Source organism: Dyadobacter sp. HNCC25DJ185, from assembly GCF_056895195.1.
In genome coordinates, this window is record NZ_JBXHAR010000003.1 from 432,263 (window position 1) to 454,833 (window position 22,571).

Consider the following 22,571-nt stretch of genomic DNA (forward strand, 5'->3'; position numbering starts at 1 on the left):
CAGAAAAACAAAAGAGCGGCTATTGGCCGCTCTCGAAATTTATAACTATTGTCGGATCTTAAATTTCGACCCCACCCACATTTTCGAAAATCAAGTCGCCTTTGGAATTCAATTCCATCATGATAACCGAATCTTTAGCAACTTGTCCACTCAGGATACCTTTTGAAAGTTCGTTCAGGATCCTTCTCTGCAAAACACGTTTCAAAGGCCGTGCACCGAAAGCCGGATCAAAACCGTCTTCTCCCAATTTGGTCAGAGCCTCGTCTGTGGCGTCCAATGTGATTCCCTGATCCTGCAGGATTTTCTGGATTCCTTTGAACTGTATATCCACAATCTTGCGAATGTTCTTCATGCTAAGCGGTTCAAAAAGAACGATTTCATCAATTCTGTTAAGGAATTCCGGCCTTACCGAGGCTTTCAAAAGATCAAGTACGGCCTGTTTCGCTTCTTCAACCACCAGGGTATGGTTCCAGCCTTCGTCTTCGGCAAATTTTTCCTGAATAATATGGCTGCCAATATTCGATGTCATGATAATAATCGTATTCTTGAAATTGGCTACCCGTCCTTTGTTGTCCGTCAAACGACCTTCATCCAAAACCTGCAGCAAAATATTCCAAACATCCGGATGTGCTTTTTCAATTTCGTCGAGCAGGATTACACTATATGGTTTTCTTCTAACGGCCTCTGTAAGCTGTCCGCCTTCGTCATAGCCCACATATCCCGGAGGAGCTCCCACCAAACGGCTTACCGCATGTCGTTCCTGGTATTCGCTCATATCAATCCGTACCATGGCGTTTTCGTCATTGAAGAGATACTCGGCCAGCGTTTTTGCCAGTTCAGTTTTACCGACACCAGTGGGTCCAAGAAAAAGAAAGCTTCCGATCGGTCTTTTTGAATCTTGTAAACCTGCCCGACTACGGCGTACCGCGTCGGATACCACTTCGATGGCCTCATTTTGTCCTGCGACCCGCTGGTGCAAATGTTCTTCGAGCTGCAGCAATTTCTCACGATCGCTTTGCAGCATTTTGCTCACCGGAATGCCTGTCCATTTGGCTACCACTTCTGCAATGTCCTCGGGTGTAATTTCTTCCTGCATCAGGCTCTGTTCATTTTCGGAATCCTGAAGCTGTGTTAATTTCTGCTGCACTTCGGGGATGCGGCCGTAGCGGATTTCTGCAACTTTTCCAAAATCGCCGGCACGTTCAGCTTGTTCGGCTTCGAGGCGCAATTGCTCACTCTGCTCTTTGAGCGTCCTTACTTCGTTGACTTTGCCTTTTTCGTTCTCCCATTGTGCTTTTAATGTGTTTCTTTCCTCACTTAAATCAGCAATTTCCTTGTTCAGGACGGTTTCTTTATCCTTATTATTTTCCCGTCTGATCGCCTCTCTCTCAATTTCGAGCTGCATGATCCTACGGTTCAATTCGTCCAATTCCTCCGGTACGCTATCCATTTCGAGTCTTAGCTTCGAGGCAGCCTCATCCATTAAGTCAATGGCTTTGTCGGGCAGGAAGCGGTCACTGATGTACCGGTTGGAGAGCTCCACCGCCGCAATGACAGCGTCATCCTGGATGCGGACTCCATGGTGCAATTCATATTTCTCCTTGATACCCCTAAGAATACTAATCGCGTCAGGAATATTGGGTTCATCTACCATAACAGCCTGGAACCGGCGCTCGAGCGCCTTATCTTTTTCCATGTATTTCTGGTACTCTTTGAGCGTAGTTGCACCAATCGCGTGTAATTCACCGCGGGCAAGGGCAGGTTTCAGCAAGTTGGCTGCGTCCATCGCACTCTCACCCCCGCCGCCAGCACCTATCAAAGTATGGATCTCGTCGATAAATAAAACAATCTCCCCTTCTGAATCAGTTACCTCTTTGATAACCGCTTTCAAACGTTCTTCAAATTCGCCTTTGTACTTGGCACCTGCAATCAAAAGGCCCATGTCCAACGACACGATTATTTTTGACTTCAGATTTTCAGGAACGTCTCCCTGAACAATGCGTTGGGCAAGTCCTTCAACAATGGCTGTTTTGCCAACACCGGGTTCGCCGAGTAGAATAGGGTTGTTTTTAGTACGACGGCTTAGTATTTGCAAAACCCGCCTGATTTCTTCGTCCCTACCAATCACCGGGTCAATCTTACCGGCTTTGGCCAGTTCATTCAAATTTTTGCTATATCGTTCCAGTGAACGGTATTTAGCTTCTGCATTTTGATCTTTCACAGGGTTATTTTTTCCTCTAAGTTCTTTAATGGCGTTAATAAGTTCTTTTTCCTTGAAACCAACCTCTTTCATCAAGCTGGCAGTGGAATCTTTTCCGCTTAGAATCCCGAGCAGAAGAAGTTCTATACTGATGAATTCATCTCCGAATTCTTTCAGGTAGTTCTGTGCTTTGCCGCTTGCTGCCGCCATATCATTACCCAGATAAGGCTGTCCACCACTCACTCTGGGGTAACCATCCAGAATTTTTTGTAAACGGCTATTCAGAATATCTGGGCTGATGTTCAGTTTGTTAAGAAGAAAAAGAGAGGTATTCGGATCTTCCTCTAATATGGATTTCAGTACATGGCCGGTTTCAATCGCTTGCTGCTGATTGCCTTGGACCATTTGCGCGGCATGCTGTATTACTTCCTGCGCTTTGATGGTGTATTGGTTAAAGTTCACGGCGTTTCAATTCTTTGTTAATAATGTTTCAAATCACCAAAAACATGTGCCGCTTCGCCTGATCGGAAATTTTGGCATTAAAAAGCAAGCGGGCGAAAAATATCGGACAAAATGGCCGTTGTTGAAGCAATCTTTCACATGCTTTTCTTTTCGATCTTCTTGTGAATTGCCAGCGTTTCCGCCAATGCAGCGGAGCCATACCAGAGCAGTAATTCTGGTTCCAATAGCCTGGCTTGAACCGCAGGATCTGTGTCAACCAGTTTTCTGCCTTCTTCGATGGAGATGGCATTCAAAATAAAAAGGCCACGGTATTTGTCATTTTTGAAAAACGGCCCTGCCACTACCAGCTTCCCTTCTTCGGCGAGTCTGCCGATATTATGCATGTGCTCCATAAAAAGGCTGTCCGTTTTGGCTTTATCAAGATCGGTTACACTACCGGTTTTGAGAAAAACCATGACATATGTTTTCATTCCATAATCGTCAGCTTTCAGTTTTTTCGCCAGCGTTGAATCATAAGCCGAACTGGTTGACTGAGCAACGGAGACGTTGCAAACCGAGGCACATACAATAGCTAAGAGCGTGTAGTACAGTGTTTTCATCATTTTAAGATTTAGTTTGTTACCTGAATAAATATACCCAATAGTTTGCTGAAAATGAATTGCTGACTGCTGTAAAAAAAGAAAGCTGCATCCGATGAGCGAATGCAGCCAATTTGTTGTCTTTGTATACCTAAATGTCAATTTGCGTCTTTAATAAATCTTGCAGGGTCTCGCGTCGTCTAACCAATCGGGCTTCACCATTGTCGATCAATACTTCGGCGGGGCGCAGTCTTGCATTGTAATTTGAGCTCATGGTGAATCCGTAGGCACCGGCATTCAGAAAGGCCAGTACATCACCTCTGCGAACTTCCGGCAATTCACGGTCAGAAGCGAATGTGTCGGTTTCGCAAATATAGCCCACTACATTGTAAGGTTGCGGACTACCCTGCGGATTAGATAAATTGAGCATATGATGATAAGATCCATACATCATCGGACGGATTAAATGGTTTAATCCAGAATCCACATGGACAAAATTTCTGGCCGGATCTTCTTTGACCACCGTTGTTTTTACCAACAGGTACCCCGATTCGCTGACCAGAAATTTTCCGGGTTCAAACCAGAGCTGTAGCTCTTTGCCATATTCCTTGCAAAATGTCTGAAATCTTTCGGAGATTTTTTTGCCGAGCAAATCCATATCTGTAATTACGTCCCCGGGCATGTAAGACACCTTAAATCCGCCACCGAGGTCAATGATTTCGAGATCGGGAAAACGCTTGGCAGTTTCGAACAGGATATCGGCTACTTTCAAAAATGGCTCTGCATCTTTGATATCTGAGCCGGTGTGCTGATGCAGCCCGATGACCCTGATATTATATTTTTTTACGACTTCGAGTATCTGATCGAGCAGTAACACCGAAATTCCAAACTTTGAGTCTGCGTGTGCCGTCATGATTTTGGCATTTCCGCCAGCCGCAACATTGGGCTTAATGCGGATCAGACAAGGTTTGGTATTGCCATATGTTTGACCAAACCATTCGAGTAAAGGAATGCTGTCCACATTCACAATAGCTCCGGCTTCCACCGCCGCCCCAACTTCTTCGTAAGGGACGCCGCTCGGCGTAAAAGTGATCTGGCCAGCATCATACCCGGCGATTTTTCCCATTTCAAGCTCACCCGGCGAAACAACGTCGAGTTCGACACCGATCTCGCGCATCAATTTGAGGACTGCCAGGTTGGTATTTGCCTTGCACGCATACTTAATCTTCATATTGATGCCCGAAAAGGCATGTTGTAATTCAGACACTTTGCGCCGGATCGTACCTCCGTCATAAACGTAGAGCGGGCTTCCATATCGGACGGTCAATTGTATAGGGTCGATTCCCTGAATTGAATATTGGTTTAGCTCGTTAAGATGCATGAAGAGAATACTTAATTACAATATTTATCTAGATAAATTTCCATCTCACTCTGGAGCGCGGACGCCTCCTTTTTCGCTTTTTCTGCAAAATCCAAACCGTCTCCTGCGTAAATAATACTTCTCGACGCATTCACCAAAAGCCCGCAATTCGAATTCATTCCAAATTTCGAAACCTCTTCCAGATTGCCGCCTTGTGCACCGACACCAGGCACTAAAAGGAAGTGATCTGGTACAATGGTCCTTATTTTTTGGAATTCGGTTGCTTGCGTTGCGCCAACAACATACATCATCCGATCGGGGCCTGCCCAGGTTAATGATGTCCGCAGAACTTCTTCAAAGAGTGCCGACGCTTCGAAACGAAGTCTCTGAAAATCAGAACTGCCGGGATTGGAAGTCAATGCAAGCAGGATGACCCATTTATTTTCAAATTCCAAAAACGGCTTAACGGAATCGCTTCCCATATAGGGCGCTACGGTCACTGAATGGAAGTCAAGACCGGAAGATGTAGGGTCAAAAAAAGTTCTTGCGTACAAGCCAGAGGTGTTTCCTATGTCTCCCCGCTTGGCATCTGCGATAGAAAAATGCGTTTCAGGTATATATTCGATGGTTTTTTGGAGACTTTCCCAGCCTTTTGGGCCTAAGGCCTCGTAAAATGCAATATTTGGTTTATAGGATACGCAAAGATCGGCTGTAGCATCGATGATTTGCTTGTTGAATTCGAAGACCGGGTCGGCTGTTCTAAGTAAGTGCGATGGGATCTTTCGGACATCGGTGTCCAGGCCAACACACAAGTAAGATTTTTTCTGCAGAATTTGTTGAAAAAGCTCTTTGTAAGTCATGATTTGGGAAATAATGCGCCGAAATTACAACCTCTAACAATAGATTCATAAATTTGCCGGGAACATTAACCTCTGCACGTTCATTTCGCGGGGAAATTATATTTATGCAAATTCGAGAAACGTCTATTGCCGGCTTAGTTGAAATCTTTCCACGGGTTTTTGAAGATGATCGTGGAATGTTTTTTGAATCTTTCAATCAGCAAGTTTTTGAGAAAATGGGGCTTCCTTCCAACTTTGTACAGGATAACCAGTCGTTTTCGAAAAAAGGAGTGGTCAGAGGGCTGCATTTTCAGAAAGCTCCATTTGCACAAGGAAAACTGGTACGGGTAATTTCCGGCAGGGTTTTGGATGTCGGAGTCGATATTCGTCCCGATTCACCAACGTTTGGACAACATGAGATTTTCGAACTCAGAGGTGACCTGAACAATTTTGCTTACATACCAGAGGGTTTCGCCCACGGCTTCGTGGCTCTGGAGGATACTATTTTTAGCTACAAGTGCACCAATATCTACAACAAGGAATCAGAATCGGGTTTGCTATGGAATGATCCTGACCTGGGGATTGACTGGGGTATCTCTAATCCCCTTGTTTCAGATAAGGATGAGATTTTACCAACTTTCAGAACATTGTTTTCTGACTTCAAGGTTTAACGGCTATTTCTCGAAAAGCTCTTCCAATGCCTTGGAAGCAACCTTTCGTGCGGAATTGGGGTTTTGTCCGGTGATGAGCCTTTCATCCATTTCGATGAATTCCATAAATGGAATAATGGCTTTGGTGTAATGGGCGCCCCGTTCTTTTAACTGATCTTCCAGATAAAAAGGCACTTCACTGACAAAGCTTGTCAGTGCTTCTTCCACATTAGAGAATCCGGTCAGGTATTTGTCCTGGATCAACCACGAACCGTCCGAAAGTTTGACATTCAAAAGTCCTGCGACGCCGTGACACACTGCGGATACCATTCCGTTATGTTCATATATGTATTGCACAATATTCTGTATCTCGGAATTTTCGGGAAAGTCCCACATAGCGCCGTGGCCGCCTGCAAAATAAACCAATCGATAATCCCCGGCATGAATTTGCGACGGGTTGAGTGAATTTTGAAGTTTCTCTTTGAACACTTCATCTTCCCAGTAGCGGGCATTGCAATCGTCTTTCAGATCGATACTTCTGTCGTCGATAGGGATTTTTCCACCAAGCGGGCTCATGATGTCGATCAGAACTTTTTTTTTGACCATTGCATCATAAAAATGGGTGAGCTCGCTCAGCCACAAACCTGTTTTGGAAGATTTGGTAGGATATGTGTCGTGATTGGTACAGACGATCAGGACTTTCATAGTAGGTCGAAGGATGTTCTTCGTGAAAGATACTATAAAATCCAACTCATTGTAGCGTTGACCGGATGCCCGAGCTTAGGATAACAACTGATTTTTATAAGCAAAGGCCACGGCTGCCGCAGTGCTTTTTGTCCCAGTTTTTTCGAGTACCCGTAAACGGTGCCCTTCAACTGTCCTGATGCTAATAAATAGCTTATCGCTGATTTCGGCTGTGGAAAGGCCATCACAGATCAATTGCAATACTTCTTTTTCGCGGGATGACAGGGCTACATTGCACGCGTTAGGGAAAAATGGGTGTTTGTTCACCTGGCGGGTCACCATTTTACGGTGCATGGCCTTGGAAACAAAGTCGTTATAATAGAATCCCTCCTCATCCACCCGACGGATCGCCTTTTCTACTTCGTCAGGACTTGTATCTTTCAATAGGTAGCCTTGTACACCTTTTTCAAGCATGTGAATAACGAAACGGTCTTCATTATACATTGATACTACTATCACCTTGATATTCGGGAATTTTTCAAATGCTGCTTCCGTTGCCTGGATACCGTCCATGACTGGCATTTGCAGATCCATAAAAACGATGTCAGGTGTATTGGCTGCTAACCGGTCGAGCAATTCCTGGCCGTTTGCAGCTTCCAATACAAATTCGAAATCAGGAATTCCGCTCAGCATGGAGATAAATCCCTTTCTGAATAATTCGTGATCGTCTGCAATTCCTAGTCTAAGAGTTTTCATAATTTCTAGATGTTCACACGTTCTCTTCGGAACGGATGTAAAGGTTCGGGCTTGTTTTCGGGTATCGGCATAACCGGTATTTGCGCAAAAGCACTGGAACCTCCCTTTGCCGGTCTTTCATAATGCACCGTGCCATTCACGATAGCCAGGCGGCTTTCAATGCCCAGTAGCCCGAGTCCGGCCAGATTGTTTTCCTTGATTTTTTCGGGGTCAAACCCCATCCCGTTATCAGTAACTCTCAATCCAATAAACTGGTCGTTGGTTTCGAGCGCTATTTCGATCTTAGAGCAATTGGCATGTTTAATCGCATTGTTGACCAATTCCTGCATAATACGATAAAGTGTAAGTTCCAGTTTCTGCCCCTGGCGCGGGAATTCCTCCGTATTGGCCTGAAATGAAATCACCAGGTTATTGTCCTCTTCTAACTTGTTAATGAATTCCTCGATTGCTTCCAGTAGCCCAAAACGCTCCAGGGTGGTCGGGACAAGGTCGCGGGTTATTCTGCGGACGTGCAGTATCGTTTCCTCTACCAGGGACTGGGATTTTTTCATGATAAGGTCCTCCTTGTCGTCCCCGTTCTTACTAATTAATTTATTTAATTGGTTGAGGCTTAATTTTGTGAGCGACAGCATGGTGCCGATGTCATCGTGCAGGTCCTGGGCAATGCGGCGTCTTTCGGTTTCTTCAGAATTGAGGGCTGTATCTAAAAGCAGACGATTGTAATTCTTTTCGATGTCATTGATTTTCTTTTCTTCCTCGAACCGTCTTTTTTGATAATACATTACAAATGAGATCATGCAAAATGCCATAGCAAGCATCCCCAGCGAGGCGACAAGTAAAGCCCATTTCAGTTCCTCACTGTTTTGCATGTTTGTCGGCGGAAAAATGATAAATACCTATACTAAAAAAAATGGCACATATGATCTCAAAAATAGTTGGTATGATCTGTGTTATGCCTAAATCTACCGGACTGTTCCAAATGGCTACATAGTGCAGCACTGGAGCTATAAATATGAAACTTGAATAGTATAGCAGTAACCCTGAACATATCCAGAAAAAAGGGAAAGTAAGTAAATTAGGTATTTGTAAAGATTTAATTACTTCATAAAAATACAACAGAATTATAGCTATAATCAGGACACCCTCTACCGTTTTTGCAAAAAGAACTGCCCGATGGTTATGAAGGTCACCTATCTTAGGGTTGGAATCGACAATATCCCAAAATGTAAATATGGAGAAACCGAGCATTGAAACTATGAGCAGTACTTTAAAACTTTTCGAGTTGAGTTTATAATAGAACATTCCGCTTAGTAATACATAGAAAACGGGAATACTTAGATTGTAAACAACTAGATTATTTTCTTGCAGGCAGGCAGAGTGAAACATGATTAGATCAGTCGCCAGCTTGAAAATAAGATATAAAAAGAGCAATCTGAAAGATGGATCAGAATATGCTCTTTTTACGGCTAGAAAAATAATTGGGACAATGGTGATAAAAACTGCAATGCAAAGTATTGGATTTCGAAAACCATAGGCAACGTAAATTTCAAGCATGTGTAAGAAATTTAACTACTCCTCTAACACTGATTTGGGCAAAGTGGCCCACCTTTCATAACTTCACCTTGGGCAGGCATGTCCTTCATGCCGCCCAAGTGGGCTGTGGTTGTCAAATCCTTTCCATAAGCGTCAACGGGAACAAGAATTAGGCGCGGTGTCGGCCTTTTAGAGGCCTTTGTGCCTGATGCTTGTGTTGGATCGGTGTCCTCTTCGTCGCTCATGCCGTAATAAGCTCTAAATCCAACACAATTATCACCGTGGATACCAATCATCTCATTGAAAGTGTGAATTCCAAAGAACTCGGCTCTTACAAAGTTTTCGCCCCGTTGTCGGCATTCCTTTTCTTTTCTTTGGTGTGGGATGGTCAAAGCCAATGCTTTTTCTGCTGAAACGAGTTCTCCTTCTTTTCCAGTAAATTTTACAGGGTTCATAAGTATTGAAAATTGATATTATCGAATAGGTGTAAATGTAGCCAGTGTCCTTTTTATCGACAAGTGAAGTAGCTTGTTTTGATTAAACGGTAGTATCTAATGAATTGTTAATCAGGTATTTTGTAGTTCATCGGCGGTAAAAATACGTATTATTACGTGTCGAGCCGAGCAAGAATACTTTTAACGCCGTGTAAGCTTACCCAATCTTGAAAACGGGGAATTCAACGCTAAAAACTAAGCACAGGCGCATATACATTTGTAAAGCGTTAGAGAATCACATGGATTTCTCACAAGATTAGAGGGTTAGGTTAGCATATGTGAAAGCCGCGAGGGAGCTCCTTCGCGGCTTTTTGATTTTTTGGGTTTATTTTTAGCCCTTGGTTTGAAATATGATCGGATGAAACCCACAATAACTATAGAATACTGCCCGAAATGCGGCTGGCTTTTAAGGGCTGCATGGATAGCGCAGGAGTTGCTGACTACTTTCACGGAACATCTTCACGCAGTAAGCCTGGTACCATCAGAAGTAAGCGGACGGTATATGATCCGGCTTGGGGACGAATTAATCTGGGATAGAAAAAGAGAGGGACATTTCCCTGAGCCAAAGGAGATTAAACAGTTGGTTCGTGACATTATCGCTCCCGAACGCAGCCTTGGACATAGTGATCGCCGGCATGCTACGGAATAATGCAACAAGACATTCTGTCGTATTGGGGATTTGAAACCTGTAATTTTGGCCGAATGAGGTATGGTTGTCTGCTGAGGAGTTGATTGTTAAAATACTATTTTTGGCTACAAGGGGCTAATTATTAGTATTTTATCTTTTTGATGAAATCTATTAATGAGTCTTTTTTCTTGCTAATCCGATCTTTGGCACGTAGTTTTTCGTTCATCTTCTAAAACTTGTGAACCTAAAACGCGATAGCTATGGAAAGCAAACTAAAAATCCCTCAGGAAATGTTGATGAATATAGACTTTATCAACACGGTCAATGGTGGAATGAGTGAGCCTGCAATTAAGCTTGACAGAGGGTCGGATGGTTTTGAAGTAGTCGTGAAAATTCCTGGCATCGAGGTTGAGGATCTGCAATTGGAAGTGGTAAAAGGAAAAAGAAATACAAGTAATCTCAAACTTTTTCATTTGTTACCCATATTTTCAAAAGACAACCTTTCCGAAGAAGAGCAGTGGAAAACAGTTCGCTTCATTAATACTTTTGTCATCCCGGATGGAGTAGATATAGAAAATATTTCTGCGAAATACGACGACACCCTTCGTCATCTGGTCTTGTTTCTTCCCTATGGAAATGAACAGGGAGACTTTCACCGTAAGGTTGAAATCGAGCGCTGGTAAATTCCGGAAATTGTACCTTATTAATACGCCTGACAGCTCCCGTTGTCAGGTTTTTTGTGTTTAGCAATCTCACAATTTTAGCAGAAAAGAGTGAGTATAAGGCTTTCCAGCCCGCAAACCAACTTTTCTCAACGGTAATTTGAGAATTGTATCCTTCCAATAGATTATATTAAGATAAAGTAAAGATTGCCGAGACTATAAAAAAATGGAGGTACATGTCTGTATCTTAGTGACGATATTTATAAATTACCCTTCCAAACTCAACGTTATGAAAAAATCTAATATCTTCGCTTACATCGAACTGACGAAGCTGGTGGATGAATTGAAATCATCAGCAGAACCAGGGAAACTCAAACAAAAACTAAGGTCACAATCTGCTTACTTTAACATTCTGGAACCGAGGTACTTCTCCGATGGACTAGTCAACGAATGGGAAAATATTCTTAGCATTGTCAGGCAAAAAGGCGCAAAGACAGATGATGAGGGAAAAATAATTTCCAATGCGGTAAGTAACACCATTGAACAGCTCAGCGAAAAGGAATGCCAGGTGCTGGTGGATAAGATTCAGACCGTATATGCTCAGGTTGCAAAGGAATTTCAGTAGGAAGGGAATTTCTGATAAAAGGAAAGGCCTGCAAATCGATTTGAAGATTTGCAGGCCTTTTATATAAAGAATTTAGTTAACAAGCCCTCCGTTCCACACTTCTTTACCGGGTTGCACAAAAGCCAGGCTCCCATCCCGATCTTCCGCCATCAGGATCATTCCGTGACTTTCCATTCCCATCATTTTGCGAGGTGCCAGGTTTGCCAGGTACAGCACCTTATTTCCAACAATTTCTTCCGCCTTAAAATGTTCCGAAATACCACTCAAAACGGTCCGTTGCTCTGTCCCAATATCAATAAGCAGCTTTAAAAGCTTTTTGCTTTTGGGTACGTTTTCGGCAGCAATAATGGTGGCGACGCGGATATCCATTTTTGCGAAATCATCAAACTGTATTTCTGGCTTTACTGGTGTTACCGTTTTGCCGTCCAACTCATTTAGTCTTTTTGCCTGATGAAGCTTTTCTATCTGTTTCTCGATAACGTGATCTTCGATTTTCTCAAAAAGAAGTCTGGCCTCCGATACCGGTTGCCCCGCTCTCAGTAAATTAGGTTTCCCCGCGTTTTTCCAAAGGCAATCGTCCAACCCAAATTGCGCCCGGATCTTGGCTGCGGTAAAAGGGAGAACAGGCTCTGACACGATGGACAGCGATGCCGAAATCTGCAGCGCAATGTTTAGAATGGTGTTGACCCGCTCAGGATCTGTCTTGATCACGTGCCACGGCTGGGTGTCTGCCAGGTATTTATTACCCAGTCTGGCCAGGTCCATAATCAGGGCCAAAGATTCGCGGTACCTATAGTTCTCCATGGCCTCTCCGATCTTTCCAGGAAAAGCTTGTAATTCTTTGAGAACGAGTTCGTCGATTTCATGTAAATCGGCTACGGCTGGAACTTTGCCCTCACAAAATTTGTGCGTCAGAACAACCGCGCGGTTGATAAAATTTCCGAAAATACCCACCAGTTCGCTGTTGTTCCGCGTCTGGAAATCCTTCCAGGTAAATTCACTATCCTTGGTCTCAGGTCCATTGGCGGTAAGAACATAGCGGAGCACGTCCTGCTTGTCGGGAAGCTCCTCAAGATATTCATGCAGCCAAACAGCCCAGTTTCTGGAAGTTGAGATTTTGTCTCCTTCCAGATTCATGAATTCGTTGGCAGGCACATTATCTGGAAGTATGTAGTTGCCTTCAGCCATTAGCATCGCGGGGAAAATAATACAGTGAAACACAATATTGTCTTTCCCGATGAAATGGACGAGCTTGGTTTCTCCCTGTTCGGGATCCGCCGCCGGCTGCCACCATTTTTTCCAGCCCTCATCTGACCCATTTTGCTGAATAAGCCAGTCTTTCGTAGCCGAAATGTACCCTATCGGCGCTTCAAACCATACGTATAAAACTTTGCCCTCGGTATCTGCTACCGGAACCTTGATCCCCCAGTCCAGATCGCGCGTCATGGCTCTAGGCTTCAAACCATCTTTCAGCCAGGACTGACATTGCCCGAATACGTTGGTTTTCCATTCCGTATGGCTATTGACATATTGTTCAATTTGAGGCTGCATGGCGTCCAATGGAAGGTACCAGTTTTTAGTGGCTTTCAAAACAGGCTGAGCGCCGGATAAAGTGGACCGCGGATCTTTCAGTTCCAGTGGACTTAATGTCGATCCGCATCTTTCGCATTGGTCACCATAAGCATTCGGGTTCGCACAAACAGGGCAGGTGCCTACAATATATCGGTCAGCCAGGAATTGCTGGGCAGTTTCATCGTAGTATTGCTCCGTGGTTTCCTCGATAAAAACATGCTTGTCGTACAGATCTTTAAATATTTCCTGAGAGGTCTCGTGATGGATCTGGCGACTCGTGCGGGAATAAATATCAAACGAAATACCCAAATCGCGGAATGACTTATCGATTTGTTTATAGTACTTATCCACAACCTGCTGAGGTGTAAGCCCTTCTTTCTTAGCACGGATTGTGATCGGAACGCCGTGTTCATCGGTGCCGCTGATGAAAGCAACTTCCTTTTCGTTCGATCGGAGATAACGGACATAGATATCGGCTGGTATGTAGCAACCGGCCAGGTGACCAATATGAATGGGACCATTGGCATAAATGAGGGCTGCTGTAACGGTGTATCTTCTGGGATTCAAAATAGGCATCGTCGATAAAAAGAGATTTGAGATCTGTTGCCGGAGCAAATCATGATCTGTTGTTGTACGTAAAAGTAGTAAAAAGGCTTTCATCGTGAGATTCCGCCAACGCGATTTTCACTTTTGCGTGTAACTGAATTCGATATAGTTGTGAAAATAGACCTTTAAAGCACGCTTATAAAAAATAGCAGGTTTTGAAAAGGTGACCGGAAGACAGGTCGAAACTGGTATACATCTACATAAGATCAACAGCTGAAAATGAAGGACTTGACTCGAAAGCTGAAAGATCGTATAATTCAAAATGAAGGCTTGCTGAGACAAGAAGTTACTACAGGAAGATGGCTTCTCCGCATGCTTCCAAGAGCGTGGAAAGTATCATTGACAAATGTGAAGATCGTTACGCGATACTGAATATAAAAACGGACAGATTCCTTTCGCATGCGGAAGGAATCTTTTTTGTACATGCCATCCAATTGCGAACTTTGATCCTGACATTTTGTTATCAAAGTTATGAGAGTTCTTATCACCGGTGCTACCGGACTTGTGGGCAGTGCAGTAGCGAGAAAGTTTTTGTCCGAAAATCACGAAGTGATCGCACTAACCCGCTCCAGTTCGGATCGAAGCCTCTTAGCGGATATCTCGTCGCAGGTTCAATGGCTTGAAGGCGATATTCTGGATATAAGTTCTTTAGAGAATGCAATCGAGGGTGTCGATTTTGTGGTGCACACCGCAGCCGTGGTGTCTTTCATTCCGAAGGACCGCAAAATGATGTACAAGGTCAATGTTGAAGGAACGGCAAACCTGGTCAACATCTGCCTGAAATACCCGATCAAAAAATTATGTCACGTAAGCAGCATCGCTGCATTGGGGAGGCCTGATTCCCGGAAACTAGTGCCTGGACAAACAACTATTCTCGACGAAAGCCAGCGATGGGAGGATTCTCCTGAAAATTCCGAATATGCGAAGACAAAGCATCTGGCAGAGTTGGAAGTCTGGAGGGGGATTGCAGAAGGGCTGAACGCAGTAATTGTAAATCCTACGCTGATTTTGGGCGAGGGCGATTGGAGCAAAAGCAGCACCCAGCTCTTTCACTACGTTTACAGGGAAAAGCCGTTTTTTACAGACGGTGTCGCCAATTATGTTGATGTGAAGGATGTAGCAGAAATTGTTTTTCTCCTGTTAGAATCAGATGTGTCCGGTGAAAGGTTTTTGTTGAATGCGGGAAGTATTTCTTACCGGAATTTGTTCAATCTTATCGCCACTGCAATGAATAGGAAGGGACCTTGGTTGAGGGTGGGTCCCTGGCTGGCTGGAATGATCTGGCGCATTGAAGCTGTAAGGACTTTTTTGACCGGCAAGAAGCCATTGATTACGAAAGAAACTGCACAGTCTGCGGCTCGGAATATTAGTTACCGCAACGACAAAATTCGAAATTTACTGCATTTTAAGTTTCAGACAATTGAAAACACTGTCGCCCGTGTGAGCGAAAGTTTGCTCGGTAAGAGTTTGAAATAAGAGAAATAATTTTATAACTTTCTCTTATTATTATGTGGTGCGTTAGCCCTCAATTCTAACCTGGTAGTTCGTATGATGGAGAAAAATTTTGGGGAAAGAAAGGATTATATGAAAGAGACATTGCTCAGGTTTGAAAAAATGTTGAGAACCAGTGAGCCGGTCTTTTTTGATTTAGATACTTACGAAAAGGTTACCGTTCATTACATAGAAAAAGGAGATTGGGAAAAGGCCTTCAAGGCGTGCGAACTGGGATTGTCGGATTATCCATATTCGCTTGATCTGCTGCTTAGTATGGTCCAGCTCCATTCCAACCGGGGCGAACATGAAATGGCCCAGGAAATACTCGAACGGGCCTCTCTTTTTCATCCGGGCGATATCGAAATCTCCTTTATGCAGGTTGCGATTTCCAATATGATGGGAGAATACGAGGAAGCGATCGAGCTCCTTGAAGAACTTCTGCAACGCGTGGAAGACCAAGACGAGATTTATTTCCAAATTGGGCAGACCTATCAAAATTGGGGAAAATACGAGGACGCCATTAAATATTACAAGAAATCGCTTCGAAATAACCTTAATAACGAGAGTGCATTGTACGAGCTGGCCCATTGCCTCGACCTGGTTGGTCAGTTGGAAAGCCATCTGGAATACTACAATGAACTGGTTGATCGTGACCCGTTTTCGCACCACGCCTGGTACAATCTCGGAATCGCGTTCAGCAAGTTGGAACGCTACGAGGATGCGGTAAATGCCTACGAGTATGCTACCCTGGTCAAGGACGATTTTGCGTCGGCTTTTTTCCAGCTCGGCAATTCATATATGAACCTGGAACAGTATGAACAGGCCAAAGAGCAATATCTTCGTGCTATTGAGTTAGAAGGTGAGCAGCCGGAAACCTGCTGCTGCCTGGGGACCTGTTATGAAAAACTGGGTGAGTTTGAAACGGCCATTAAGTATTATCGTCAGACTGTCAAGCTCGATAACCAGTGGGACGACGGCTGGTATGGAATGGGGATTTGTTTCAGTGAATTAGGTCGTTGGTACGAGGCTGTCGGTTTTTTAAGAAAGGCGATTCAAATTACGGAGCTCAACCCGGACTATTGGCTGGCATTGGCTGAAACCGAATTTAAGGTAGGCAATGTTGTCTCTGCTTTTGAAGCTTTTGAAAAGGCAGCCGAAATTGAACCGTCGAACCCTGATATCTGGCTTAAATGGTCACATGTTCTGTTTGAGCAGGGAAACTATGCAAGAGCTTGTGACCTTCTTCAGGCAGCAATCGATGAAATGCCGGAAGAAGCGGACTTATATTATCGCATGTCGGTGTATCAGATCCATGCCGGGGATTATCGGGAGGCGTTGATCAATCTGGAAGTTGGGTTGACGCTTGATTATGACGCGCACGTTCAGCTTTTCGATTTCTTTCCTGACCTGGAAAAACAAAAAGCGCTTTTCAGGATCATTGAACAATACAGGGATAAGTGAGCCTTGTCAAATTAACTCCCCGTAAAGTCCGACAAGCTGTTTTGCGATGTGAGGCGCTGCAAATTGCTGAATGTGGACCTGACCGGCAGATACCAGAGATTTTCTTAATTGGGCATCCGTAATCAATCTTTCAAGTTGGTTGCGGATGTCTTCTGTTTTGTACGGATCGGCGTACAAGCCACCGGGACCGCCAGCCTCTTCCAGGCATGAACCTTTTGCGCCGAGTACCGGTGTCCCACTATGCAGGGCTTCTAAAATAGGAATTCCGAAACCTTCGTAAACCGAAATGTAAGCGAATATTTCTGCGGACTGATACAGCGCCGGCAAGTGCTGCGTCGGGATGTTTTCGAGAATAAGCACCTGCTTTTCGAGGCCATGTAGTTTGATGCTGTCTTTTATTCTTTGTGCGTAAGGCGTGGCCCTTCCAATCAGGACGAGCGTAAAGTCGCGGTTTTTCAAGTCCGCAAAAGCTTGTACGAGCCTATGCTGATTTTTGCGCTCTTCCAAGGTTCCTACACTTAGGATATATGGCTTTTGAATGCCATATTGTTGGAGAGTTCTGCTCTGATCCTCTGGCTTAATCGCTTGTCTGAAAATCGGATTGCAATCCTGGTAGATGACTTTAATTCTCTCCTTGTCGACCTTATAAAGTTCAGTTAAGTCACGTTTCGTTTGTTCGCTGACTGCGATAATTGCATTCGCCCGGTAACAAGCAGACTGGAATTTGTGTCTGTAAATAATTCGATCCACCGGTTTATAATGTTCGGGGAGCCTTTCAAAGATCAGGTCGTGTATTGTCACCACGGATTTAATACCGGTTGGTTGTAATCCTCTCGGGAGTTCATTGCTCAGTCCGTGGAATAACTCGATCCTTTCTTTTTTTAGCTGTTTCGAGATCGTCGAATAGCGCCAGTAAGCAGATAATTTCTTGTCTAAGAATGTTTCGGGAAGATGAATTGCATCTTCGGGGAAATAGGGGAAAAGATACTGGTTGTCTTTGGGCGTGTAGGCGATGTAATCATTATTTTTTTCGAAATTGATCAGTGCGCCCAGCACAAACCGGCTGTAATTTCCAAGTCCGGTCTTATTGGCAAAGGCTCTCTTGGCATCAAATCCAACACGCATAAGTCACTGTGCAAGGGTTTACAAGCAAAAGTCCGTATTTTTGTGGATACGACCGAAAATTATCGGTAGGTATTTTGTGTTCAAAAGGAATGAAGAGAAACAACATTCGCAAGCGGGGAAACCCAAAAACTACTTCCATTACACTTACAGAAGAATATCAGATACATACGCTCGCCAATGGGATCAGGATTGCACATAAGCAGGTGCCGTACACACAGATAGCGCATTGCGGCATTATGCTGGATATCGGCAGCCGTGACGAATTGCCTTTTCAGCAGGGGCTTGCACATTTTTGGGAGCATATGGCCTTCAAAGGAACCGAAAAACGCAGCTCATATCATATCATCAACCGCCTTGAAAATGTCGGCGGTGAACTAAATGCTTATACAACCAAAGAGAAAATCTGTTTTCACGCCTCAGTACTGGATGACCATTTTGAAAAGGCAATGGACCTCCTTGCAGATATTACGTTTCATTCCGTCTTTCCTGACAAACAGATCGAGCGCGAACGGAATGTAATCCTGGAAGAAATGTCGATGTATATTGACTCTCCCGAGGATGCGATTCAGGATGATTTTGACCAGCTGGTTTTTCCCGACCATGCATTAGGCAATAATATACTGGGAACTGCCGAGACCGTGAATTCCTTTGGTCGCGAACAGCTTTATCGTTTTATCAATGAGAATATTGACACCGAGCGGATCGTCGTTTCGTCGGTGAGCCGATTGCCATTTTCGAAGGTGGTTAAAGTCGCAGAAAAGTATTTGGGTGATGTGCCGCACCGCACCACAACCCGTAAAAGAACAGCCCCTCTCTCGTATGTGCCGGTAAGTCAGCAAAAAGACCGTTCGATACAACAGGCACAGTGTGCAATGGGGCAGCCAGCATATTCCTTACTGGACGACCGTCGGCTCCCGTTTTTTATGCTCGTGAACTTGTTGGGTGGTCCTGGAATGAATTCTAGGTTTAACCTTTCCCTCCGCGAGAAGTATGGGCTTGTTTACTCGATTGAAGGAAATTACACGCCCTACCTGGATACCGGCTTTATGGGTATTTTCTTTGGAACAGAGAAAAAGCAATTAAATAAGAGCATTGCTCTGATCCATAAAGAGTTAAAGAAAGTACGTGAGATACCACTTTCGGTGTTGCAATTGCACCAGACGAAAGTTCAGCTGATGGGCCAATTGGCGATGTCGGAGGAAAGTAACATGAGCTTTATGTTAATGATGGCAAAAAGCCTGCTGGACACCGGACGGGTTGATTCACTTCCCGAAATTTTTACAGAAATAGAGCAGATCACATCGCAGCAACTGCAGGAGATCGCGCAGGAAATGTTCAACGAGCAGCATTTCAGCTACCTTACTTTTTTACCTGAAGAATAATTGATTTAAAGAATGAAAAAGGGATTATTGGCCATGATCGTTGGTTTGGCTGCACTTTCTTGTACAAAGGACAAGCCAAAAGAAGAAACGAATGAATTTCCGAAAGAGCTGGTCAGCTTCAAACCCTATTCGGGAAATCCGGTATTTCAAGGAACCGGTGATTCTACGGTTTGGGACGAGAAAATCAGGGAGCGAGGTTATATTATCAAAGAAGATAGTACCTATTTTCTTTGGTATACAGGCTATACCAGAAAGACGGGCGATGCTATGAAGTACCTTGGCCTGGCTACTTCGAAGGATGGTCTGACCTGGAAGAGGTTCTCTGGTCATCCCATTCATACTTCACTTTGGATTGAAGATATGTCGGTGATCAAAGACGACAGTATTTACTATATGTTCGCGGAAAGCAGGGGCGATTCTGCCCATCTTCTGACCTCTTCCGATAAGATCAGCTGGAAGGACCAGGGCGCATTGGACATCCGGAAAAAGCATGGCGATGCTATTGATAAGGGCGCTTTTGGAACACCCGCAATTTGGAAAGAGAACGGGACATGGTATCTTTTTTATGAACGCAGTGACCTGGGTATCTGGCTTGCTACCTCACAAGACCTGAAAGTTTGGACAAACGTGCAGGATGAGCCGGTATTGAAAATGGGTCCTGAGAAATATGACCAGTTTGCCGTTGCTATGAACCAGATTATCAAGTACAATGGGCTTTATTATGGCTATTACCATGCATCGGCTTTCAAGGACTGGCGCGAATGGTCCACGAACGTAGCAGTTTCCAAAGACTTGATACACTGGAAAAAGTACGAGAAAAACCCAATCATTGGCGATGATAGATCCAGCGGGATCCTGGTTCAGGACGGTTCGCAATACCGGCTTTATACCATGCATCCGGAAGTGAATGTTTACTTTCCGGATGCTCGTTAGTGCCCGCGTCTAAACTAACGATTCCTGCTTGCTTTCAGCGCGGTAGTACAAGGTCGAACCGTTTTCGGGTCTGAGAATGTTTCTGGCCGAATCGTGAATATCCCGGACTGTCAGGCTCCTGATGATTTCCGCATCGTGGTTTGCCCAATCCACATTGCCTGCATTGGCCGCGAATGCAAGATTCATTGCCCTGTTGAGCAGTTCTACTTCTGAAAAAGCCAGCGAGGCTTCCGACTGGTTTTTGACCTTTATAACCTCTTCTTCGGAAGCGCCGAATTCCGATATTTCCTGCAAGATATCTTTAACGGCAGCGTCCGCATCTTCCAATTTGACACCCGGATTGAGATTCCCTTTGATCAACAATAAACCGGGATCCAATGAAGAGGTAATGCTCGCACTGATACTGTTGAAAAGAGCCCTTTCTTTCAGCAGTTTCTGATATAGTCTGGATGATTTTCCCCTGCCCAGCACATCGCTCAATAAGTCGGCAGCGTAAAAACCGTCGTCATACCTGCCCGGCATGTGAAATACCTTGGTCAACGAATCCAGTGGGACCGCTGCGGAGGTTTCCAGATGGCGCGCTTCACTTTGTTTGGGTTCTTTCGGAAGGTTTCGTACATAGGCCGGGCCGGAAGGGATATTGCCAAACCATTTCTCCGCCAAGTCTTGTATTTTCTCAAAAGTAACCGCACCGGCTACGACCATCAGCGCATTGTTCGGTCTGTAAAAACGGAAAAAGAAATCCTGCACATCCTGCATTGTGGCCCTTTCGATATGTTCGATATCTTTTCCGATTGTTGCCCAGCGGTAAGGGTGCAATTTGTAGGCGAGTGGCCGGAGTTTTAGCCACATGTCGCCATAAGGCTGGTTCAGATAACGTTGTTTGAATTCCTCAATAACTACTTTTCGCTGCACTTCCAGCACATTGGGGTCAAAGGAAAGGCTTAGCATGCGGTCGGACTCGAGCCAAAAAGCGGTTTCGACGTTTTCAGCGGGCAAAGTGATATAGTAATTTGTAATATCGGGTGAAGTGAAAGCATTGTTTTCACCGCCGACATTCTGCACGGGGATATCATAATTAGGGATATTCTGCGAGCCACCAAACATCAGGTGTTCAAACAAATGGGCAAATCCCGTACGTTCTTCATCCTCATCCCTCGATCCAACATTGTATAATATGTTAACTGCTGCCATTGGCGTTGAAAAATCCTCATGGACAAATACTTTCAGGCCGTTAGCCAACATAAACTGCTTATAGCGAATCATATATTAATCTGGTGTATTTTAATTCATGTTTTTGACCCAAATAAAGCCTGCAACCGAAACCCCGGATTAGAAATTACGGTTATAAACAAAGCTACTGTTCAGTTGGGATACCACCAAACCATTTTGAGTTAATAGTCAAAGCCATGCAAAATACGTTACGGTTACTGCTTTCCTCCATTTTTATTCTTTGCTTTTTCCCGCTTAAAGGCCAATTGCTCAATGATCCGTCGTCGATGAAGAGCATTCAGAATAGTCTTGATAAAATCTATAATTATGAATTTGACGAAGCGGAGGAAATCATTAAACAGGTCGAAAAAAGATATCCCAATCATCCGGTTTCATATATTCTTGACTCTTTCATTCTTTATTGGAAGTACCTTCCCATTAAGGACAATCCGGTAAAATCGAAGGAGTATATCAAGAAATTGGATCAATGCCTGGAAGCGATTAACAAGAAGTACGGAAAAAACAGCCTGGACCCCGAAGCGGTTTTCTATACAATGGTCGCCAGGGGCTACATGGCGATGATCTACAATTACCGCGGTGAAATGGTGAATGCTGCCGGAGAAGGGAAGAAGGCCTATAATGCATTTGTTGAAGGATTGAAGCTGATCAATAAAAACCCGGAGTTCTATTTTACATCGGGTATGTATAACTATTATGTCGAGGTATATCCCGAAGAGCACCCGATCGTAAAACCACTGCTGGTTTTTTTTAAAAGTGGGGATAAAGCATTGGGTTTACGACAAATAGATACTGCGACCAAAATGGGTATGATCACGCGTGCGGAATCCTGCTACTACATTTCTCACATCTATCTTAAATATGAAATGAAGCCGGAAAAGGCTGTTTTTTATATGGATAAGCTGACAGAACTTTACCCTAATAACCCCATTTACAGGATGAAGGGCATCGAGGCCATGTTGCTGTCGGGGAAATATGAACCTGCCAGAAAGGAATTGGCTAGTCTTAAAAAACTCAATACCGGTTTTTATCCGGCTGCCTGGCATACATTCCAGGGGATATTGGACGAGCGCGACGGAAAGAACGACGTCGCGGCCCAAAAGGAATATACCCTCGCATTGAAAACGCCTCACGACGATCAATATACCAAAGAGTACCATGCACTTGCGTACCTGGGGCTGGCCAGGATTTCTGCGCGCGCAGGCAACAAGGGAAAGACCAAAGAATATGCAAAAAAATGCCTGGATAAAGCCGAATACCGTTCTGTTATCAAAGAAGCTAAATCTTTCAAATAAGG

General features: G+C 44.3%; 21 protein-coding genes. 9 read left to right on the forward strand and 12 right to left on the reverse strand.

The genetic code is table 11. The features are described from left to right. Window positions 1-58: 58 nt before the first annotated feature. The 4 genes from clpB to pyrF form a co-directional block, all read right to left on the reverse strand. Window positions 59-2,662 (reverse strand): ATP-dependent chaperone ClpB, encoded by a 2,604-nt coding sequence (gene clpB, locus AC1XUF_RS10360; protein ID WP_483341707.1) that lies wholly within the window; start codon window positions 2,660-2,662, stop codon window positions 59-61. A 134-nt stretch (window positions 2,663-2,796) separates the two neighbouring features. Further along, window positions 2,797-3,264 (reverse strand): YciI family protein, encoded by a 468-nt coding sequence (locus tag AC1XUF_RS10365; protein WP_483341708.1) that lies wholly within the window; start codon window positions 3,262-3,264, stop codon window positions 2,797-2,799. Window positions 3,265-3,391: 127 nt separating this feature from the next. Next, window positions 3,392-4,621, reverse strand: coding sequence for a diaminopimelate decarboxylase (lysA, locus tag AC1XUF_RS10370; RefSeq protein ID WP_483341709.1), 1,230 nt, complete (start codon window positions 4,619-4,621; stop codon window positions 3,392-3,394). 11 nt (window positions 4,622-4,632) lie between these two features. After that, complete coding sequence (gene pyrF / locus AC1XUF_RS10375; RefSeq protein ID WP_483341710.1) at window positions 4,633-5,460, reverse strand: orotidine-5'-phosphate decarboxylase; 828 nt, start codon at window positions 5,458-5,460, stop codon at window positions 4,633-4,635. 104 nt (window positions 5,461-5,564) lie between these two features. Between pyrF and rfbC the strand changes: the two genes are divergently transcribed. Further along, window positions 5,565-6,110: a dTDP-4-dehydrorhamnose 3,5-epimerase gene (rfbC, locus tag AC1XUF_RS10380; RefSeq protein WP_483341711.1), complete on the forward strand. Its 546-nt coding sequence runs from the start codon at window positions 5,565-5,567 to the stop codon at window positions 6,108-6,110. A gap of 3 nt (window positions 6,111-6,113) precedes the next feature. On the opposite strand, the gene AC1XUF_RS10385 is transcribed toward rfbC, so the two are convergent. The 5 genes from AC1XUF_RS10385 to AC1XUF_RS10405 all read right to left on the reverse strand — a co-directional run bounded on the left by AC1XUF_RS10385 (window position 6,114) and on the right by AC1XUF_RS10405 (window position 9,517). Then, window positions 6,114-6,794, reverse strand: coding sequence for a type 1 glutamine amidotransferase domain-containing protein (locus AC1XUF_RS10385; RefSeq protein ID WP_483341712.1), 681 nt, complete (start codon window positions 6,792-6,794; stop codon window positions 6,114-6,116). A 75-nt stretch (window positions 6,795-6,869) separates the two neighbouring features. Beyond that, entirely contained in the window at window positions 6,870-7,529 is a 660-nt protein-coding gene (locus AC1XUF_RS10390) for a response regulator transcription factor (RefSeq protein ID WP_483341713.1), read from the reverse strand. Window positions 7,530-7,534: 5 nt separating this feature from the next. Further along, window positions 7,535-8,398: a sensor histidine kinase gene (locus tag AC1XUF_RS10395; protein ID WP_483341714.1), complete on the reverse strand. Its 864-nt coding sequence runs from the start codon at window positions 8,396-8,398 to the stop codon at window positions 7,535-7,537. After that, window positions 8,385-9,083 carry a hypothetical protein gene (locus AC1XUF_RS10400; RefSeq protein WP_483341715.1) on the reverse strand — a complete coding sequence of 233 codons (699 nt, stop codon included), beginning with the start codon at window positions 9,081-9,083 and terminating at the stop codon, window positions 8,385-8,387. Before AC1XUF_RS10400 ends, AC1XUF_RS10395 begins: the two co-directional genes overlap by 14 nt. A 23-nt stretch (window positions 9,084-9,106) precedes the next feature. Then, window positions 9,107-9,517: a hypothetical protein gene (locus AC1XUF_RS10405; protein WP_483341716.1), complete on the reverse strand. Its 411-nt coding sequence runs from the start codon at window positions 9,515-9,517 to the stop codon at window positions 9,107-9,109. A gap of 397 nt (window positions 9,518-9,914) precedes the next feature. On the opposite strand from AC1XUF_RS10405, the gene AC1XUF_RS10410 reads away from it, so the two are divergent. The 3 genes from AC1XUF_RS10410 to AC1XUF_RS10420 all read left to right on the forward strand — a co-directional run bounded on the left by AC1XUF_RS10410 (window position 9,915) and on the right by AC1XUF_RS10420 (window position 11,471). Next, window positions 9,915-10,205, forward strand: coding sequence for an Rdx family protein (locus tag AC1XUF_RS10410; RefSeq protein WP_483341717.1), 291 nt, complete (start codon window positions 9,915-9,917; stop codon window positions 10,203-10,205). A gap of 239 nt (window positions 10,206-10,444) precedes the next feature. Beyond that, window positions 10,445-10,867: an Hsp20/alpha crystallin family protein gene (locus AC1XUF_RS10415; protein ID WP_483341718.1), complete on the forward strand. Its 423-nt coding sequence runs from the start codon at window positions 10,445-10,447 to the stop codon at window positions 10,865-10,867. A 268-nt stretch (window positions 10,868-11,135) separates the two neighbouring features. Further along, window positions 11,136-11,471, forward strand: a complete 336-nt coding sequence (locus tag AC1XUF_RS10420; RefSeq protein WP_483341719.1) for a hypothetical protein — start codon at window positions 11,136-11,138, stop codon at window positions 11,469-11,471. Window positions 11,472-11,543: 72 nt separating this feature from the next. Here the strand turns inward: AC1XUF_RS10420 and metG are convergent, their stop codons facing one another. Then, on the reverse strand, window positions 11,544-13,619 hold the full coding sequence (gene metG, locus AC1XUF_RS10425) for a methionine--tRNA ligase (protein ID WP_483341720.1): 2,076 nt from the start codon (window positions 13,617-13,619) through the stop codon (window positions 11,544-11,546). A gap of 501 nt (window positions 13,620-14,120) precedes the next feature. On the opposite strand from metG, the gene AC1XUF_RS10430 reads away from it, so the two are divergent. Both AC1XUF_RS10430 and AC1XUF_RS10435 read left to right on the forward strand, forming a co-directional pair. Further along, the gene (locus AC1XUF_RS10430; RefSeq protein WP_483341721.1) at window positions 14,121-15,125 is read left to right on the forward strand and encodes an SDR family NAD(P)-dependent oxidoreductase; all 1,005 of its coding nucleotides are present in this window, start codon (window positions 14,121-14,123) and stop codon (window positions 15,123-15,125) included. 72 nt (window positions 15,126-15,197) lie between these two features. Further along, window positions 15,198-16,604 carry a tetratricopeptide repeat protein gene (locus tag AC1XUF_RS10435; RefSeq protein WP_483341722.1) on the forward strand — a complete coding sequence of 469 codons (1,407 nt, stop codon included), beginning with the start codon at window positions 15,198-15,200 and terminating at the stop codon, window positions 16,602-16,604. A 6-nt stretch (window positions 16,605-16,610) separates the two neighbouring features. Here the strand turns inward: AC1XUF_RS10435 and AC1XUF_RS10440 are convergent, their stop codons facing one another. Then, the gene (locus AC1XUF_RS10440) at window positions 16,611-17,729 is read right to left on the reverse strand and encodes a glycosyltransferase family 4 protein (RefSeq protein ID WP_483341723.1); all 1,119 of its coding nucleotides are present in this window, start codon (window positions 17,727-17,729) and stop codon (window positions 16,611-16,613) included. 89 nt (window positions 17,730-17,818) lie between these two features. Here AC1XUF_RS10440 and AC1XUF_RS10445 point away from each other — a divergent pair, with 89 nt between their 5' ends. Continuing rightward, on the forward strand, window positions 17,819-19,111 hold the full coding sequence (locus tag AC1XUF_RS10445) for a M16 family metallopeptidase (RefSeq protein ID WP_483341724.1): 1,293 nt from the start codon (window positions 17,819-17,821) through the stop codon (window positions 19,109-19,111). 12 nt (window positions 19,112-19,123) lie between these two features. Next, window positions 19,124-20,044, forward strand: coding sequence for a glycoside hydrolase family protein (locus AC1XUF_RS10450; protein WP_483341725.1), 921 nt, complete (start codon window positions 19,124-19,126; stop codon window positions 20,042-20,044). Window positions 20,045-20,053: 9 nt separating this feature from the next. Here AC1XUF_RS10450 and AC1XUF_RS10455 read toward each other — a convergent pair whose 3' ends face one another. Continuing rightward, window positions 20,054-21,310, reverse strand: a complete 1,257-nt coding sequence (locus tag AC1XUF_RS10455) for a M16 family metallopeptidase (RefSeq protein ID WP_483341726.1) — start codon at window positions 21,308-21,310, stop codon at window positions 20,054-20,056. Window positions 21,311-21,453: 143 nt separating this feature from the next. On the opposite strand from AC1XUF_RS10455, the gene AC1XUF_RS10460 reads away from it, so the two are divergent. Further along, a complete protein-coding gene (locus AC1XUF_RS10460; protein ID WP_483341728.1) occupies window positions 21,454-22,569 on the forward strand; it encodes an ABC transporter substrate-binding protein in 1,116 nt (371 codons plus the stop codon). The last annotated feature ends 2 nt before the right edge of the window (window positions 22,570-22,571 follow it).